The sequence below is a fragment of the Bradyrhizobium canariense genome (genome assembly GCF_900105125.1).
Classification (GTDB): domain Bacteria; phylum Pseudomonadota; class Alphaproteobacteria; order Rhizobiales; family Xanthobacteraceae; genus Bradyrhizobium; species Bradyrhizobium canariense_A.
Map to the genome: position 1 here is coordinate 5,427,632 of NZ_LT629750.1, position 17,840 is coordinate 5,445,471.

Here is a 17,840-nt window from a genome sequence, read left to right on the forward strand (position 1 = left end):
GGCGCAAATGGAATCGCGCCGGGATCATGCATCCAACCTATGAACGCGACCTTGCCGGGTCAAGCTTGGCTGGCCCCGGCGTGGTAGGATGCCAGCTCCGTGTCCAGCGCGGGGGCGGAAATCTCCATCAATTCAGGCGTTTCGGTCCAGAGCAGCGCGGCGCGGATCGCCCGCTGGGGATAAAGCTTCGCCAGCACCGCGCGGTACAGCGCCAGCTGGCGGACATAGGCGGACGGGGCGTCCGCCGGCAGGCTTGGCGGGGCGTGGTTGGTCTTGAAATCGACAATCAGGACCTCGCTCGGCGTCACCACCAGCCGGTCGATTTGCCCCGAAACCAGCGCCGGAGGCCGTCCGGGCCGCTGCAGCCGACCGACGATCGAGACCTCGGCGCGGCTGCCGGACGCAAAGACCTGTGCGAAGCGCGGGTCCTCGATCACGGCCAATACCCCGCCCGCCAGCGCCGCGCGCTCGCCTTCGTCCCAGCCGGCGGCATTATGGTTGAGATATTTGAGCGCCGCGTCGCGGCGGCGATCCCCAGGAATATCCGGTAGGGATTGCAGCAGCCGATGCACCAGCGTCCCGCGCTGCAAAGCGAGGGCGCGCTCACGGATTGATTCGCCCGCCCGGACGCGATGGCCTTCGTCGTCGGCGACACCTGAGGGACGCAGCAGATGGTCGGTCAACGTCTCCGGCGGGGCCGATATGCGCAACCACGAGGGCAGCGCGATTGGCGCGGCCGCGGTCGCCGTTCGCGCGGCGGTCGACGGAGTGGCGGCATCCTCAGGCCGCGAATAGCGCTTCACCTTGCCGTTGGCCGTCTCGAATTCCTGCAATTGCAATCCGGAATTGGCGAGGCCTTTGTCGATCAGGTCGTACCAGGAGAAGCGACGAACCGTGTTCATGTTGCCCGGCACGCAGCCGCCGACGATCAGCCGGTCGGCCGCGCGCGTCATCGCGACATAAAGCAGGCGGCGATATTCGTCTTCGGTCTCGCCGACCATGGCCGCTCTCGCCGTCGCGACGATTGCCGGATCGTCCGCCTTCCGGCCAGCCCAGACCACGGCGCCGGGCGCGGCAGGCGCGCCATGGCCCTGCGGCAGATGAATAAGCCTGAGGCGCTGGGTGTCCGAAGGCGACGTCGTGGTGTCTACCAGGAACACCACAGGCGCCTCCAGGCCTTTGGCGCCATGCACCGTCATGACACGAACTTCATCGCGCGTAATTTCCATGTCGCGCTTCACTTCGGTGTCAGCCGCGCGCAGCCACGCCACAAAACCCTGCAGCGAGGCGGGCGCCTTGCGCTCATAGTTCAAGGCGAGTTCGAGGAATTCATCGAGGGCATCGGTGGCTTCATGCCCGAGCCGCTTCAGAATTCGCGCCCTGCCGCCGTCGCCGCCGAGCAGCCAGGCGTAGAACGCAAACGGTGTCTCGACCGCGACACGGCGCTCGCAGCTTTCGAGACGCGCGAGCGCATCCTTGTAATTGCCTGATGCCGTAGCGTGCTGCCTTAACGCCTGCCGCAGCGAGCCCTTGCGTTGCCAGGCCAGCGTGAACAGATCGTCATCGGTAAGGCCGAACAGCGGACTCTTCAGCGCCACCGCGAGCGCCAGATCGTCCTGCGGCAACAACAGCGCGTCAGCAAGGTTCATCAGATCGATGATCGCGATGTGCTCGGTGAGCTTGAGCCGGTCGGCGCCGGCGACCGGAACGTTGGCGTGCTTGAGCGCCTGGATCACCGCGTCGAACGCGTTGCCGCGCCGCCGCACCAGCACCAGCATGTCGCCATACCGCAGCGGACGGCGATTGCCGGAGCTGCCGGTCATGGTGCCGCTGTCGACCAGTGATTTGATCTCGGCCTGGATGCGTCTGGCGAGTTTTACTTCCGGGCTTGTCACGGAGACGCCGTCGAACGGCGCGCGCCAGCCTTCGATATCCTGCCTGCCGTCCGCTTCCGCCAATTCCCAGAGTTCGATCAGACTTGGCCCGGCATCGGCGAGGGAATGGTGAACAGGATAGCCGTTATCAACCGAATGGATGCTGCGGTAGATATCCGCGTTGCGAAACACGTGATCGACCGATTGCAGGATCGTCGGGCCTGACCGGAACGAATAGGTGAACGAGACCGGATCGAATTTCAGCCCGGCATCGATGAACTTCTTTTGCAGGCCCCTGCGGCGGGCATCGAATTCGTGCGGTGCAGCACCCTGAAACGAGAAGATCGACTGCTTCTCGTCGCCGACCGCGAAGATGGTGCGCACCACACCGTCACGCGCGCCTTCACCCGAGGTGAACTCGGAAATGATATGGTCAACGATATCCCATTGCCGCGGGCTGGTATCCTGCGCCTCGTCGATCAGCACATGGTCGACGCCGCGGTCGAGCTTGTAATGCACCCAGCCTGACGCGCCGCCATCCAGCATCTTCAGCGTCTTGTCGATCAGGTCGTCATAGTCGAGCAGGCCGCGTTCCTGCTTCTCGCGCCGGTAATTCGCCGCGGCTGCGGTTGCGATGTGTAATAGCGCCTGTGTGCGGTCACGGACTGTCACCGCGCGGCGCTTCTCGATCAGCGATGAGATGCGGCCGCCTTCCTGATCGAACAGGTGCGCAATGGCTGCATTCTTGTCGCTGAATTTCTTGGTCAGCACGGCTTTTCGTGGGCTACGGTCGTCGGTCAGGAACACGCCGAGATATTCGTCAACCTGCGCGCTGCCGGTAAACACAAGCGCATCGCGGAGCCGTGTTGCCTGGTCTTGATCGGACTTGTTGCCGGTGTCGAGGATGGTAGCGATCTCTTCCCAGCGTGACCTCGGCAGATGCGGTCCATCGACAATCGCGCGCTCGACGTCCTCGATGCGATCCTCTGCGCCGACGCCAAGGGCTGCGGCCATCTGCGTGGCGGCGGCATCGGCGCTGCCCGCGATATCTGTCCATGCCATGAAGTGATCGCGACTGAGACACGCCTCCCGCACCACGTCCTTGAAGGTGACGTCGGCAGCACTTGCCATGGCGACGTCAAGCGCACGGCCCGCCGGACTTGCGGGGTCGCGGGACGCGTCCAGCAGCACGGAAAGATTGGCGCGTTCCATCATCTCGGTCTGGTCGCGCTCGTCGAGCACGGCGAAACGCGCCGGCACATTGGCCTCGAACGGAAATTGCTGCAGCAGCCGGGTACAGAGCGCGTGGATGGTCTGCACTTTCAGGCCGCCCGGCGTCTCCAGCGCGCAGGCGAACAATTCGCGGGCGCGGCCCCGTAATTTAGCGTTGGGGTGCGGGAGCCCCGCCTCGCGGATCGCGGTATCAAGCGCATCGTCGCCGAGCGTGACCCAATGGCCAAGGGTCGAGAACACCCGCTCCGCCATGTTGGCAGCGGCAGCCTTGGTGAATGTGATGCAGAGGATTTTCTCCGGTGCGACGCCATCGAGCAGCAGCCGAATCACCCGCTGCACCAGCACATGGGTCTTGCCTGAGCCGGCATTGGCCGAGACGAAAGCCGAGGCCGCAGGATCGGACGCGCGTGCCTGGGTGGCGCGGACGGCGTCGGGAATGGGGCGTGGCGCTTTCACCATTCCTCCAACCCCAATCCGCCGGCCGCGGACCATTCCTTGATGCGGGCGAGATCGTCGTAGCTGCCGTAGCGGTTCAACCACATCGGCAGATTCAACGATCTATAAGGCTCGTTCTCATCCTCGAATTTACGGATCAGCGCTTCAAGCTGCTGGCGTGCATAGTCGGCGGCGGCATCGGGCGGTTGCGGTTGGTCGCTCTGCCTGATCTTCAGTTCCAGCGGCTTGTGCTCGCCGGGCGGATTGTTGCCGCTGAGCCTGATATAGCCGATCTCGCTGACGGAGCTATCTGATGGAATATCGGCGAAACCGCCTTCGCGCAGGATCGCCGCCTCCAGCGTCAGCTGCGGCGACAGTCCCATGCGCACCTGCTTGCCGGTCGGCGGCTGTCCCGTTTTGTAATCGAGGATCGCATAGCTTCCGTCGGTGTGGCGTTCGATGCGGTCGGCGCGCGCCGACAGAATGAAGGTGCGCTCGTTGTCGAGACGAACAGGTATTTCGCCGCGGATCTCGGCGTCGATCGCGGCGACATGGCCGCGCCGCACGATCTCCCAATTCGCGAACCAGGCCGCGATGCGCTGAAAGCGCGGCCACCACAGCGCGCGTGCCTCGGGTCGTTCCATCAGCGGCGCGAAGTATTTTTGACCGATGTCGCGTAGCGCGCGCGCGGGATCGTCGGGAAGCGTGTTTGCAAAAGTCTGCGTGAATTCGCCGAGCGCATCATGGATCGCCGAGCCGCGATCGGCCGCCGACAACGGCATGTCGACAGGATCGAGCGGCGAGAGTTTCAGGATATATCTGGCGTAGATCGTATAGGGATCGCGCAGCCAGTCCTCGATCGCGGTGACGGACAGCTTTAGAGGCCGGGCGGCGCGGGGTGGTCTGGGTTCAGGCTGCGGGATCGGCTCGACCTTGTCCGGCCGGTCCAGTTCGCCGGCGAAGCGGACATATTTTTCGCCGGCCGCTTTCGCGGCCTTCCAGCGTTCGTCGCCCGCGACCGCTTCCAGCCGATGCAGAAACCGCGATGCCACGGCCGGCGCGCCGCCGACTTTTGCGGCGTGACTGAGGATCACTTCCTCGTTGCCGAGCAATTGCGAGAAGTCATGCGCCGAGAGGCCGATGCGCCGCTCCGGCAGGTCGAGGCCCAGCGCATGCCGCATCGGCCGGCTCAGCCACGGATCGATCCGCGGCGCCGGCGGCCAAACGCCCTCGACCAGCCCGCCAAGGATAACGCGATCGGATTGCGTCAGCCGCGCTTCCAGCGGGCCATAGATTCTCAAACTAGCATTCGCGACCTCGGGCCGCCGCACCACGCGATCGCCGAACGCGGTCTGGAAAACTTGCGGATAGTCGGCGAGCTCGACGATCAGGCCGCTGGGCGTCTGTTCGCCGAGCAAATCGTCGAACGCAGAGGTAAGCGCCGATCCCTGATGGCCTTCGAAAGCGAGCGCGACGCCATGCTGATCGCGCGACAACTCGATCAGCACGTTGCGATGGCGCTCGGCGAGGTCGGCAAAATCGCGCGGCTTTGATGAGGCGACGCGCTCAAGCGGTGCCAACGCCGCCCGCAACAATCCGATCAGTGTCTGGACGCCTTCGAGTTCGTCATTGCCGAGTCTGGTCCGGGGTTCCGCGGCGTGCAGCGAGGACGTCTCGCTGCGTCGCAGTTTTGCAAGCTCGGTGCGGAAGCGGTCAAAATCCCGCGTCAGGCCGTCACTTCCCGCCTGCGGGCGCGTGCCGCGCAGCAGCGCCAGTTCCAGCGCCGCGACGGTGTCCCTGAAAGCACCTTGTGCACGGCCGAGCCGGCAGAGCGGATGCTTCAGGAGCGCCAGCAGCGTCGGTGGCTCCAATTGCTTCGCCGCGGTCTCGGCGGCAAGCCGCGCGAAAATGCCTGCCGAGGTATCCATCAGCGCATCGCCGCCGGAATCGTCGAAAGCAAGATTCCAGCGGCCAAGCGCGGCCATGACGCGCCGCGCCAGCGCGCGATCCGGCGTCACCAGCGCGGCGGATTTGCCAAGATGCCGCGCCTCGCGCATCGCGACCGCGATCGCCAATGCTTCCATTTCGGGATTGGCGGCTTCGATGACGGCGAGATCGGTCATGCCGCGCGCGATCTTCTCGATGATGTGGCCCTGGGCCAGCCGCTCATGCCAATGCGCCGTCGCGTTCGACGGCCGCATCGATTCGGACGCCAGCACATCGCGCCCCTGATGCGCGGGTTTACCCAGCACTTCGACATCGTCGCGCCTGATGCCAAATCCATGCAGCAGCGCGTGCATCGCAAATTGCGGATGATTGGATGCGGGCGGCGCGGTGAACTGGCCGGTCGCGTTGCGGGTCCCGCCGATCAACTGCCATGCCGAATCGTCGAGATCGGTGTCGAGCCCCGGCAGCACCACCGCGCCTTGCGGCAAGGCAGCGACGGCGCGGAGGAATTTTGCCGTCACCGGCATCGAGCCGGTCGAGCCTGCGGCGATCACCGGACCTTCGTGATGCGAGGTCAGCCGCGCGGTTTCCGCCTCGATCAGGAGATCGCGGCGCGCGGCCGGCTCGATCCTGCCGTGCGCACTGAGGATGTCAGGCCATGTATCTCTGGCGATGGTCAGGAATTGCAGCGTGAGCTGCCAGTATTGGTCAAGCGCCTCCGGCACCAACCCGTCGAGCGCGCGCCATTCGACCTTGCGCGTCACCATGTCGTCCATCAGCCGCGCCAAATCATCGGCCAGCGTCAGCGTCGATTCGGAGCCGCCGGTCACCAGCGGCGCCTGTGTGGGATCGCCAGGCCGGATCCGCTTTGCCCATGCGGCGATCAATTGCGCCAGCAGCAGGCGGCGCTGCAGTCCGTCCATCGCCGGCGGGATTTCCAGCGCGGCGAGGCCGGGAGAGGCGGCCTGTGCGAAGGCCAGTTCGTCTTCGTCGATGTCGCCAAGCGCGACGATGCGCGGCAGCACCGCGGCATCCGCGTTCAGTTCATCGAGAAAGATTTCCCGCGCCATGCGCCCGGCGCGCCGCGTCGGCAGATAGAGCGTCGCCTGCGCGAGCCGCTCCGGATGCGCGCGCGCCTCAAAGCCCTTGACCAGCCTGCCGTCGATCAACGCGGCAATAACGGTGCGCAAGAACGGCGCTGAAACTGGGACGCTAAAAACGCGCATGGGCTTCCTGATTCGCGATCAGGCTGCATCATGGCATGGGCGCATTTGGGGTGCGATTTCTAATTCGTCATGCGCAGGCTTGACTGCCGCATCCATCTTTAGAAAAGCACTTTGAAATGATGGATTGCCGGGTCAAGCCCGGCAATGACACGGGATCGCTACGCGACGCTTTCGAGAAAGGCTTCTTCCGCGGCCTGAACCGCGTCGGGGGTTCCGACATGCATCCACACGCCGTCGAGCCGCAGTCCGAACAGGCGTTCCTGCTCGTTGGCGAGGTCGAATGTTTTGGTCAGCGAAAACTCGCCCTTGGGCGCGCCCACAAACAACGACGGCGACATGATCGCAGCCCCTGCATAGACGAATGGAACCACCTGATGCTCTTTGCGCTTGCGCAACGCGCCGTCGGGCAGCATCGCGTAGTCACCACGTCCGCCATAGCCGATGCTGCTCGTCGTCGGCGCCATCAGCAGCAAAATATCCATGCGCGCGGGGTCGAACGTCTCGGCCAGCCGCGCCAGGTTCGATCGCACGCCGTCGATCCACATCGTATCCGAATTGACATGGAAAAACGGGGCATCGCCCAGCAGAGGCAGCGCCTTGACGACGCCGCCGCCGGTGCCGAGCACGCTGTCGCGCTCGTCCGAAATGATGACGCGGGGGTGGGTGCGGCCCGCGACGTGCTCGATGATCTGGTCGGGCAGATAATGCACATTGACGACGGCTTCGCGGACGCCGGCGTCGCCGAGCTTGTCGAGCACATGATCGAGCAGCGGCCGGCCTGCGACACGCACCAGGGGCTTGGGGATGTGATCGGTCAGCGGCCGCATGCGCAGGCCGAGGCCGGCGGCGAGGATCATGGCTTTGGTCGGATGGACGGACATTTCGGGAATTTCTCGGACCGTTGTTCCAGCGCGTAGCGCGCAAAAGTGGATGCCGTGTTCAGGCTACGCGCAAGCTGCCAAAAGCACCGCGGATCATATCATGGCGATTCGTGCGCCGCATCGATACTTCACGCCATAACCGTCCGACATGACGGTTGTGCGACCGCAATATCGGCCGCTCAGACTTCCTCGGCCGCACGATTGGCAGCTCTTTTCTTCTTGTCGCCCGGTTTGAGGAAATTGACACCGATTTGGTCGCCATTGACCCAGGACAGCTCGCAGCGGCGGTAGGCGAGGCCCGTGGACGACAGCAGCAGAAAGAATTCCTTCAGATGCAGCCCCTCGACGGAGCCTTCGACGGTGAGTTTCGCGCCGGTCTCGGAGACGTCTTCCATCTTGCAGTCGCGCCGCCATGTGCCGTCGATGCCCATCATCTGCGCGGCTATGCCGCGCTCGAACGTAACGCGCTCACCCTTCTGCCGCTCTGCCACCATGATTTCGCTCCGCCCTCACGCAGGTACCCTGCGCTCCCGAGCCCAAAGGCCGCACCAGATTAAAGGGAGGCTGGCTAACAAGTCGTAAATCACGACGCCGGCGGCGGGACGTGGGTGGCGTACCACGCCCGAAACCGCCCCAGCGCCGGATGGGCCAGCGAACGGTTGAGATAGGTCCAGATCCGCGGCTGATGACGCAGATATTGCGGCTTGCCGTCGCGCCGGTTAAGCCGCGCAAAGGTGCCGAGCAGCCGTGTATTGCGTTGCGCCGACATGATTGCATAGAGCTGGGCGAAGTGGGCCGGATCGAACGTGTCGTCGGAGGCCAGCCGCGCCTTGATGTAGCGCGTCAGCAGCATCAGCTCGATCTGCTCGGGCACATCGATCCGTGCATCCTGTAACAGCGACACCAGGTCGTAGGCGGCAGGTCCGCGCACGGCGTCCTGGAAGTCGATGATGCCGACTTTCGCAATATCGCGCCGTTCGTCGAGCCAGATCAAATTGGGCGAATGAAAGTCGCGCATCACCCAGGTTCTGACATCGGCGAGCGACCTGTCCAGCAAATCGCGCCACATCGCGATGAATTCCTGGCGGATGCTTTCGGCCGGCTCCGCCCCGCGGTCCGGCAGATACCATTCGAGCATCAATCCGATTTCGACCAGCATGGCGTCGGTGTCGAATGTGGGTATGGCGTAGTCGCTGTGCGGCGTCAGCGGCAGCGTTTCCGGCAGGTGTTTGCGGTGCAGCGCGGCCAGCATGTCGGCCGCGACCTGATATCGTTCGGGAATGGGTGAAGGCGGATCACCCTCGATGAAGCCGGCGCTGCCGAAATCCTCGGTGATGAGGAAACCCTCGTCGAGATCGGCCTGATGGATGACCGGTGCCGAGAAGCCGCGTTCGCGCAAGCCGTTGGCGATCGCGACGAACGGCCTGACATCTTCGGCCAGATGTACCGCCGCGCTGTAGGATTGGCCTTGATAGACAGCGGGTCCGTCAGGTCGCCGCGGCGAGTTCATCAGGATGACGACGCCATCGTCGCGCAGCAGGCGCGCGTAGGAACGCGTCGAGGCGTCGCCGGCCATGCGCTGGCGCCTCGCTTCGGCATAACCGGCATCGGTCAGGAATTGCCGCAGCGCCTTCAGCCGGGTGACCTGCGCGGCGGCTTTTCCGTGGCCGGTGATTTCGGCGGCGCGGGACGACGATCCCAGCGCCGGACGATGGCTGAGTGCGATGTCGATGCGATCGGTGGGAAGCGCATCGGGCGCTCGTTCCGGCCATTCGATCAGCGCCACGGTGCCTTCAGGCAAGGGCGACAGGCCGATCTCTTCCAGCTCCGCGGGATCGTTGACCCGGTAGAGGTCGGCGTGAACCAGCGGATAGGGCGGCAGATCATAGGTTTGCGCGAGCGTAAACGTCGGGCTTGGCACTTCAGCCGCATCATCGCCAGCGAGATAGCGGATCATGGCACGTGCCGCGGCCGTCTTCCCCGCGCCAAGGTCGCCCGAAAGAGTGATGACGTCGCCGGGGCCGATCAGCAGCGCGAGATCGGCCATCAGATGCGCGGTCGCGGTCTCATTCGATAGCGCAACCGAGAATGTGACGGGATCGGTCATTCCGCGGCGTTGCGATGCGCCGCCTGATCGACCGGAAAATCGCACGTGACGGTCGTGCCTTTGCCGACGATCGAATCGACGCGCACCTTGCCTCCGTGAAGTTCAACAAAGGAGCGGACCAGCGACAGGCCAAGGCCGGCGCCGCGATGCCGCGAGCCGTTGGAATGACTCTCGAACCAGTCGAACACCTTGTCTTTGACATCGGGCGGAATGCCGGGACCGGAATCGGTCACGCGGAATATGACACTGTGCTCGGTGCGCCCGGCGCTGACGGTAATGGCGGAATCCGGCGGCGAGAAGCCGACGGCATTTGCCAGCAGATTGTAGAGCACCTGCACCACGCGGCGTTCATCGCCGACGAAGGTGCCGATGTTGGGATCGACGTCGAGTTTGAGTTCGATGCGATCGGTGGCAAGCCGGTCCTGGATACCTTCCGCCGCGGCCTCGATGGTCTTGCGGATATCGACCGGACCCAGATTGAGCGACATCGCGCCGGCGTCGATGGTGGCGAGATCGAGGATGTTGTTGATGATCGCGAGCAGCGCGTTGGTCGACGCGGTGATATAGCCGAGATATTCCGCCTGCTTCGGCATCAGCGGACCGGTCACCGGGTCGCTCAGGAAGTGCGCGAAGCCGATGATGGTCGTCAGCGGCGAGCGCAGTTCGTAGGACACGTGGTGGACGAAATCGACCTTCATCTGGTCGGCGGTCTCCAGCGCCTCGTTACGTTCGCGCAGCGCACGCTCGACATTTTCGGTGTCGGTAATGTCCTGGAACGTCAGCATGGTGGCGCCGTCGGGCAGCGGCATGGTCATGCAGTCCAGCACGCTGCCGTCCTTGCGCTCCAGCTTCAGCGGCACCTCGACCCGATTTTCGATCGCGGTAACGGCCTCGCGAAGCGTACGCCAGATGTTGGGATCATCGAATAGCGGCCTGCACCAGGCTTCCACGGTCTCGATATGTGGCCGTTCCTGCAGCGCCTCGGGCGACAGTTTCCACATCTTCGCAAACGCCGGATTGGACAACTGCGCGCGGCCGTTGCTGCCGAACACGGCGACCGCTTCGGCCAGGTTATCGAGTGTCTCGCGCTGTACGCGGATCAGGCCGTCAAATCGACGCGCCAGATCGAGGCTTTCGGTCACATCGTCGAACAGATACGTGACGCCGCCTTCCGGATTTGGCGTGGTGACGACGCTCACCGCGCGGCCGTCGGGCAGATACCAGGTCTCCTTTTCGGTCTCGATCGCGCGGTAGGCCTCGTGCAGTTTGGCCTTCCAGGCCCGGAAATCCGCCTGCTCGGGAAGCTTGCGCGCCGCGCGCAGCCGATCGAGCACGCTGGAATCGTCGGGGTTGTTGTCGAGGAATGTGCGGTCGAGATCCCACAGGCGGCGATAGGAATCGTTGTAGAACGCGAGCCGCCGCTGGGCGTCGAACACCGCGACGCCGGACGACAATTGATCGAGGGTGCGGCGATGCGCCTCCGCCATCCGTACCAGTGCGGCGCGCAGGGCCACGGCCTCGCTGGCATCGATGGCGATGCCGGCGCTTCCGCCATCAACATTGAGCGCGTGCACATCGTAGATACGCCGTTCGCCATCGATCACGATCGGCAGCCGTGCGGTGAAGGCGCCCTTCTCGGTCAAGGCCCGGTCCATGTCGGTGCGGTCAGCGCTGTCGAGCAGCCCAAGGTCGCGATCGATCGCATCCGCGGCATTGGTGGCCTCGGTCGCCCGCGCATAGGCGTCGTTGGCGTAGTTGAGGTTGCCTTTGATGCCCTTGGCCCAGATCGGCCAGGGTGCCGCGGCGGCGAAACCGCGCAGCATCTCGGTTTCTTCGAGCAGCGCCTTGTGCCGGAGGTTGGTTTCGGCCAGTTCCCGGCGCAATCCGCTGAGCTCGCGGATCCGCACGATCGCCTGACCGCCAACGGCGCGGCCCATCGCCTCGAAGGCGCGTCCGTTCGACGAGGTGAGATTGAGCAGAAAGCTTTCGCCGGCCTCGCGCAACGCGTCGACCGCGTGATCCATTTGCAGCGCCGGCTCCGGCGGCAACCAGGTTCCGAAGGCGAGGATCCGCTGCGGCTGGTGCTGGGAGTCCTGCGGCATCACCAGCGAAATGTCGCCGCTGATTTGCGGGCGGTCGTCGCCGGCGGCCCAGGCGATCAAAATCTGCGGTTCGGCGAACAACAGCGCCCGGAAATTGTCAGCCTCGACTTGCAGGCTCTGAATATGGGAACGCAGCCGTGCGTCGCTTTTGGCCGCGCGCACGCGCGTGTGCATCAACAGGATCGCCGACACCACGGTAAAGCCGAGCAGCGCCAACGCCGTCGTCAGAACCGCGAATTCCTGGTGGTTGAGTTCGAGAATCCCGTTCAGGAGCGACAGATCGCCGGCGTGGCCCGGTGTGGTCGAGACCAGCGTCGCGCCAACGGTCGCACCGAGAGTCATGCCAAGAGTCATCATGCCGTTGCGCACCAGTGAAGTGCACGACAGCAGCGTCCGACGCATCGACACGATTACGCCCGACATAGTTCGCCCCAAACCGCACGACTTTACGCTCGGCCAGTACCGGCCGTTCGCGAATCAAATGACAATATCCCCATCGGGAGTCGGCCGGTAAGAGTCCAGACCGTGAACGCAAAATTGCACCGCGAAAAAATGCGACGGTAAACTTGATAGGCGCGATTTTATGAAAATAAATCCGTTGCTTACGCGGGATTAGCGGCCCGTGGAACCGAAGCCGCCGCCGCCGCGATCGGTTGTGGAGAGCGAGGTGGCGGGAACGAGTTCCACGCGCGTGACCGGGGCGATCACCATTTGGGCGATCCGCTCGCCGCGCCGGATCGGGAACGGCGCATCGCCGTGGTTGATCAGGAGCACGGAGATCTCGCCGCGATAGTCCGCATCGATCGTGCCCGGCGAATTGAGCACGGTAACGCCATGCTTTGCCGCGAGGCCGGAACGGGGGCGGACCTGCGCTTCATGGCCCGCCGGCAGCGCGATCGTCAGCCCCGTGGGAACGAGGGCGTATTTTCCCGGAGCGAGGATCATCGGCGTGTGTTCCGGCACGGCGGCCAGCAGATCGAGCCCAGCGGCATGCGCGGTCTGATAGGCCGGCAACGCTAGCCCTGCGCCATGCGGCAATTGTCGTATGTCGACCTTGACTGTCGTGCTCATGAGGGCTGTTCCGCTTGCGTGCCGGTAAAGTTTTGCACAATCCGCGCCACCAATTCGGTTGCGACCTGCTCCTTGGTCATGACCGGCCAGGAATCGACGCTGATTTCAGTGCCTTTTCGCGTCAGCAGATGAACGGTGTTGCGGTCTCCGCCCATCACGCCGGTCGCGGGCGAGACGTCGTTGGCGACGATCCAGTCGCAGCCCTTGCGCGCGAATTTTGCCTTGGCGTTGTCGATCAGATGTTCGGTCTCGGCCGCGAATCCGATCACCAGCTTTGGCCGATGATCCCCGAGCTTTGAGATCGTGGCGAGGATGTCGGGATTTTCCACCAGTTGCAGCGGCGGCATGCCGGCCGAGGTTTTTTTCAGTTTCTGCTCGCCTTCATTGGCGACGCGCCAGTCGGCGACCGCGGCCGCGAATATCGCGATGTCCGCCGGCAATGCGGCTTCCACCTGCTGCAGCATTTCGCGCGCGGACTCTACATGCTTCACCCTGACGCCCGCGGGGTCGCCGAGATCGACCGGGCCGGAGATCAAGGTGACGTCAGCTCCGGCCGCTTGCGCTGCCGCGGCGATAGCAAAACCCTGCTTGCCGGAGGAGCGGTTGGCGATATAGCGCACGGGGTCGATGGGCTCGTGGGTCGGTCCTGCGGTAATCAGCACGCGCTTGCCCGCCAGCGGGCGGGGTTGCGGCGGGCGCAGCAGGCGATCGGCGGCCACCGCTATTTCCAGGGGCTCCGCCATCCGGCCGACGCCGGCCTCGCCGGCTTCGGCCATTTCACCGGCGTTGGGGCCGATCGTGACGATACCGTCGCGTTCGAGCTGCACGACATTGCGGCGCGTTGCGGCATTGTTCCACATCAGCGGGTTCATCGCCGGTGCCAGCAGGATCGGTCGGTCAGCCGCGAGCAGGATCGCGGTGGCGAGATCGTCGGCATGACCGTGTGCCATCTTTGCCATGATATCCGCGGTCGCCGGCGCCACCACGATCAGCTCGCAGTCGCGGGCGAGACGGATGTGGCCGGCATCGAATTCGCTCTCGGGATCGAACAGATCCGTATAGACGCGCTCATGCGATAGCGCGCTGGCGGCTAAGGGCGTGACGAATTGCTGCGCGGCCCTGGTCAGGACGCAGCGGACGTGGATATGGCGTTCCTTGAGCCGCCGGATCAGGTCGAGCGCCTTATAGGCCGCGATGCCGCCCCCGATGATCAGGGTGACGCGTGCGAGGTCCGGGGCGCCGCTGGGCATGCTGTGGTCCGCGGCGGATGGAGAGCCCTGAGGGACGGCTGTGGCGAGGACTAATGGGCGCTGCTGTGACGCCTCGCGCAGGATTACCCGCACCTCGTCCTCGACCGAACGGCCATTCTGCGCTGCGCGGAGCCGCAGCCTGTCGCGGACGGCGTCATCGAGTTTTCGGATCGTGAGGCTGGCCATCGAGGCCCCTTTAAGCGAACGACAGCAATGCTATCATATACCGCATGCAATGCAATCACATTTGCCTGACGGCGAGCAAAATCCCGATAAACGTCACGGCGATGATCCATAGCGCCACCGTGCGCCAGCGGTTCTTGCGCCCTTCGGTCCGGGCCATTGCCGCGATCGTCTCCGGCGACAGCGCCAGCCCTTCCCGGGTCATGGTTTCCAGCTGTTCCAGCACGGCCACCGACCGCGCGACAATCGCGGGCAGCCCCGTCAATACGCGGCCGATCTCGCCGGCGCCGTACATCGCGCTTTGAACGCGTCCGATCGGACCGAGGTTGCGCTCGATCCACTCGCGGACCACGGGATCGGCGGTCTTCCACATGTCGAGTTTCGGATCGAAGCTGCGGGCGACGCCCTCCACCACCACCATGGTCTTTTGCAGCAGGATCAGCTCGGGTCGGGTCTGCATGTCGAACAGGCCGGTGACCTCGAGCAGCAGCGTCAACAGCTTGGCCATCGAAATTTCTTCGGCGGTGCGGTTATGAATCGGCTCGCCGATGGCGCGGATGGCTTGCGCAAAATTCTCCACCGAATGATGCCCCGGCACATAACCGGCCTCGAAATGCACCTCGGCGACGCGGCGATAGTCGCGCGTGATGAATCCGAGCAGAATTTCAGCAAGGAAGCGTCGCTCCTTCATGCCGAGCCGACCCATGATGCCGAAATCGACCGCTACGAGGCGGCCGGCAGGGTCGAGGAACAGGTTTCCCGGGTGCATATCGGCATGAAAGAAGCCGTCGCGCAGCGCATGGCGCAGGAAACTTTGGATCACCTTGCGCCCGAGATCACGCAAATCGACGTGCGACTGCTCAAGCTGCGCATGGTCGCTCAGCGCGATGCCGTCGATCCACTCCATCGTCAGCACGTTGTGTGTGGTGCGGTCCCAGTCCACCTGCGGCACCCGAAAATCCGGATCGTCGCGGGTATTTTCGGCCATCTCCGACATCGCCGCAGCCTCGAGCCGCAGATCCATCTCCATCGCCACCGAGCGCGACATCGTGTTGATGACTTCGATCAGCCGCAGCCGCCGCGCTTCCGCCGAATGCGCTTCGGCGTTGTGCGCGACAAAGAAGAAATCGGCGAGGTCGCGGCGGAAGCGCGCGGCGACATTGGGCCGCAATACCTTTACCGCGACTGCCTTGCGCACGCCGTCACGCTCGGTTTCGCCGCGATGGACCTGCGCAATCGAGGCGGCGGCGACCGCGGGACCGAGGCTTGCAAACGCCTGCGCTACCGGGCGTTCCAGCGAGGTCGCGATGACGGCTTCAGCCTCGGCCTGCGAAAACGGCGGCAGGCGGTCCTGAAGGCTTTCCAGATCGCGCGCCATGACGACGCCGACCACGTCGGGCCGTGTCGCCAGAAACTGGCCGAGCTTGAGATAGGCGGGTCCCAATCGCGTGAGCGCGCGCGACAGGCGCGGGCCGGATTTGGCGCCCGGCCGCTCGATCAAACGGGCGATCTGAAGCGCGAGTTGTCCCGGAGGCGGCACCAGGCTTGGGTCGACGACGCCGAACACGCCTTCGCGCGCGAACACGAAACCAGCCCGCGCCAGCCGCGCGATATGCGTTATCGCAGAGATCACAGACGCCAGCCCGAATGCAACGCCACGATGCCGCCGGAGAAGCTCTGCCAGGACACACGCGAGAAGCCCGCGGCACGGATCATCTCGGCAAATGCGTTCGGTTTCGGAAATTTGCGGATGGACTCGACGAGATAGCGATAGGATTCGGCATCGCCGGTGACCGCGCGCCCGAGCGGTGGAATGACCTTGAACGAAAACAGGTCGTAAATCCGGTCGAGGCCGGGCACGTCAACGGTGGAGAATTCCAGACACAGGAATCGGCTGCCGGGCTTGAGCACGCGAAATGCTTCGCCAAGCGCAAGATCGATCCGCGGTACATTGCGGATGCCGAACGCGATGGTGTAGGCGTCGAACGTCCGGTCGGGAAAGGCCAATGCCTCGGCATTGCCTTCGACGAACGAGACCCTGTCATCAAGATGGCGCGCCATCGCGCGCTCGCGGCCGACATCGAGCATATCGGAATTGATGTCGCAGACGGTGGCCCGAAAGCCCGTGCCCGCGGCCTTGGCGGCGCGAAAGGCGATATCGCCAGTGCCGCCGGCGACATCGAGCAGCGCGAAAGGCGCATCGCTACGCGGCGGATTGAGCGCATTGATCATCAGGTCTTTCCAGACGCGATGCAGCCCTGCCGACATCAGATCGTTCATCAGGTCGTATCGCGACGCCACGCTGTGAAAGACGTCGTTCACCAGCGTCTGCTTGTCGCCGAGAGCCACATCCCTGAAGCCGAAATGGGTGGTTTGGTCGGGCCGATCCATCAATTCATCTCCGCTGGTGCCGCCGATTTGAAGTTCCTGCAGAATTTGCTGCAGCTTCGATCAGAAACTTCAAATCGATCAACGGCATCAGGATCATACATTTGCTAGTGCCCCTTTCCGAAGTTCGTACGGTGGGTGCCGCGCGGGTTTACGAACTTCGGAAAGGGGACGCTAGCCGGACCATAGCGCGCCCGCCGCAATGGCGCTATCACGTCACGTCCACAAGGTGAACGCCTCAATGCCCGAATTACCCGAAGTCGAGACCGTCCGCCGTGGCCTGCAGCCGGCGATGGAGGGATCAAAAATCATCAAGGCGGAGGCCCGCAGGGCCGATCTGCGGTTTCCCTTTCAAAAAGACTTTACCGCGCGGCTCGAGGGCCAGACCGTGACCGGCCTCGGCCGCCGCGCCAAATATCTGATGGCCGATCTTGCCTCCGGCGACGTGCTGCTGATGCATCTGGGCATGTCCGGCTCGTTCCGCGTTCTCAAGGAGGACGACACCCAGACGCCGGGTCAATTCCACCATCCGCGCAGTGAGGACCGCGCGCATGATCATGTGGTGTTTCATATGTCGTCGGGTGCCGCGATCATCTTCAACGACCCGCGCCGTTTCGGCTATATGAAGGTCATTGCCCGCAAGGCGCTCGAGGACGAGCCTTTGCTGAAGGGGCTTGGACCCGAACCGCTGGGCAATGCGTTCGACGCGGCGATGCTGGCGCGCTCCTGCGCCAACAAGAAGACCAGCCTGAAGGCGGCCCTGCTCGACCAGCGCGTGGTCGCGGGTCTCGGCAATATCTATGTCTGTGAAGCGCTGTTTCGAGCGCATCTGTCGCCGCGACGGCTGGCGGCGACGCTTGCAACCAAAAAGAATGAGCCGACCGATCACGCCAAGCGCCTGGTCACGGCGATCCATGCGGTGCTCAACCAGGCCATCAAGGCCGGTGGCTCGTCGCTGCGCGACCATCGCCAGACCTCAGGCGAACTCGGCTATTTCCAGCACTCGTTCCAGGTCTATGACCGCGAAGGCGAGAAATGCCAGAGCGGCGGTTGCAGCGGCATCGTCAAGCGGTTCACCCAGAACGGACGCTCGACCTTCTGGTGCCCGAAGTGCCAGAAATAATCAAAAACAAACGGGAGCAG

General features: G+C 64.2%; 11 protein-coding genes. 1 reads left to right on the forward strand and 10 read right to left on the reverse strand.

From position 1 onward, the window contains the following. Positions 1–59: 59 nt before the first annotated feature. The 10 genes from addA to ubiE all read right to left on the reverse strand — a co-directional run bounded on the left by addA (position 60) and on the right by ubiE (position 16,700). On the reverse strand, positions 60–3,563 hold the full coding sequence (addA, locus tag BLV09_RS25840) for a double-strand break repair helicase AddA (protein ID WP_146691300.1): 3,504 nt from the start codon (positions 3,561–3,563) through the stop codon (positions 60–62). Continuing rightward, a complete protein-coding gene (gene addB, locus BLV09_RS25845; RefSeq protein WP_146689390.1) occupies positions 3,560–6,715 on the reverse strand; it encodes a double-strand break repair protein AddB in 3,156 nt (1,051 codons plus the stop codon). The genes addA and addB overlap by 4 nt, the downstream gene beginning before the upstream one ends. 158 nt (positions 6,716–6,873) lie before the next feature. Beyond that, on the reverse strand, positions 6,874–7,596 hold the full coding sequence (locus BLV09_RS25850) for a nucleotidyltransferase family protein (protein WP_146689391.1): 723 nt from the start codon (positions 7,594–7,596) through the stop codon (positions 6,874–6,876). A gap of 179 nt (positions 7,597–7,775) precedes the next feature. Then, positions 7,776–8,090 carry a PilZ domain-containing protein gene (locus BLV09_RS25855; RefSeq protein WP_100385080.1) on the reverse strand — a complete coding sequence of 105 codons (315 nt, stop codon included), beginning with the start codon at positions 8,088–8,090 and terminating at the stop codon, positions 7,776–7,778. A gap of 89 nt (positions 8,091–8,179) precedes the next feature. Then, positions 8,180–9,703 carry a tRNA (adenosine(37)-N6)-threonylcarbamoyltransferase complex ATPase subunit type 1 TsaE gene (gene tsaE, locus BLV09_RS25860; RefSeq protein WP_146689392.1) on the reverse strand — a complete coding sequence of 508 codons (1,524 nt, stop codon included), beginning with the start codon at positions 9,701–9,703 and terminating at the stop codon, positions 8,180–8,182. Then, positions 9,700–12,228, reverse strand: coding sequence for a sensor histidine kinase (locus tag BLV09_RS25865; RefSeq protein ID WP_146689393.1), 2,529 nt, complete (start codon positions 12,226–12,228; stop codon positions 9,700–9,702). Before BLV09_RS25865 ends, tsaE begins: the two co-directional genes overlap by 4 nt. Positions 12,229–12,417: 189 nt before the next feature. Next, positions 12,418–12,876: a dUTP diphosphatase gene (dut, locus tag BLV09_RS25870; protein WP_100385083.1), complete on the reverse strand. Its 459-nt coding sequence runs from the start codon at positions 12,874–12,876 to the stop codon at positions 12,418–12,420. Further along, complete coding sequence (coaBC, locus tag BLV09_RS25875) at positions 12,873–14,312, reverse strand: bifunctional phosphopantothenoylcysteine decarboxylase/phosphopantothenate--cysteine ligase CoaBC (protein ID WP_146689394.1); 1,440 nt, start codon at positions 14,310–14,312, stop codon at positions 12,873–12,875. The genes dut and coaBC overlap by 4 nt, the downstream gene beginning before the upstream one ends. A 55-nt stretch (positions 14,313–14,367) precedes the next feature. Then, a complete protein-coding gene (gene ubiB, locus BLV09_RS25880; protein ID WP_146689395.1) occupies positions 14,368–15,942 on the reverse strand; it encodes a 2-polyprenylphenol 6-hydroxylase in 1,575 nt (524 codons plus the stop codon). Beyond that, the gene (gene ubiE / locus BLV09_RS25885) at positions 15,939–16,700 is read right to left on the reverse strand and encodes a bifunctional demethylmenaquinone methyltransferase/2-methoxy-6-polyprenyl-1,4-benzoquinol methylase UbiE (RefSeq protein WP_146689396.1); all 762 of its coding nucleotides are present in this window, start codon (positions 16,698–16,700) and stop codon (positions 15,939–15,941) included. Before ubiE ends, ubiB begins: the two co-directional genes overlap by 4 nt. A 238-nt stretch (positions 16,701–16,938) precedes the next feature. On the opposite strand from ubiE, the gene mutM reads away from it, so the two are divergent. Continuing rightward, entirely contained in the window at positions 16,939–17,820 is an 882-nt protein-coding gene (gene mutM / locus BLV09_RS25890; protein ID WP_100387357.1) for a bifunctional DNA-formamidopyrimidine glycosylase/DNA-(apurinic or apyrimidinic site) lyase, read from the forward strand. Positions 17,821–17,840: the final 20 nt, after the last annotated feature.

Excerpts from the sequence above, each read along its gene's own strand:
- coaBC (WP_146689394.1), bottom strand. The coding sequence starts at position 14,312 with ATGGCCAGCCTCACGATCCGAAAACTCGATGACGCCGTCCGCGACAGG.
- mutM (WP_100387357.1), top strand. The coding sequence starts at position 16,939 with ATGCCCGAATTACCCGAAGTCGAGACCGTCCGCCGTGGCCTGCAGCCG.
- BLV09_RS25850 (WP_146689391.1), bottom strand. The coding sequence starts at position 7,596 with ATGTCCGTCCATCCGACCAAAGCCATGATCCTCGCCGCCGGCCTCGGC.
- addB (WP_146689390.1), bottom strand. The coding sequence starts at position 6,715 with ATGCGCGTTTTTAGCGTCCCAGTTTCAGCGCCGTTCTTGCGCACCGTT.
- BLV09_RS25855 (WP_100385080.1), bottom strand. The coding sequence starts at position 8,090 with ATGGTGGCAGAGCGGCAGAAGGGTGAGCGCGTTACGTTCGAGCGCGGC.
- BLV09_RS25865 (WP_146689393.1), bottom strand. The coding sequence starts at position 12,228 with ATGTCGGGCGTAATCGTGTCGATGCGTCGGACGCTGCTGTCGTGCACT.
- ubiE (WP_146689396.1), bottom strand. The coding sequence starts at position 16,700 with ATGGATCGGCCCGACCAAACCACCCATTTCGGCTTCAGGGATGTGGCT.
- tsaE (WP_146689392.1), bottom strand. The coding sequence starts at position 9,703 with ATGACCGATCCCGTCACATTCTCGGTTGCGCTATCGAATGAGACCGCG.
- dut (WP_100385083.1), bottom strand. The coding sequence starts at position 12,876 with ATGAGCACGACAGTCAAGGTCGACATACGACAATTGCCGCATGGCGCA.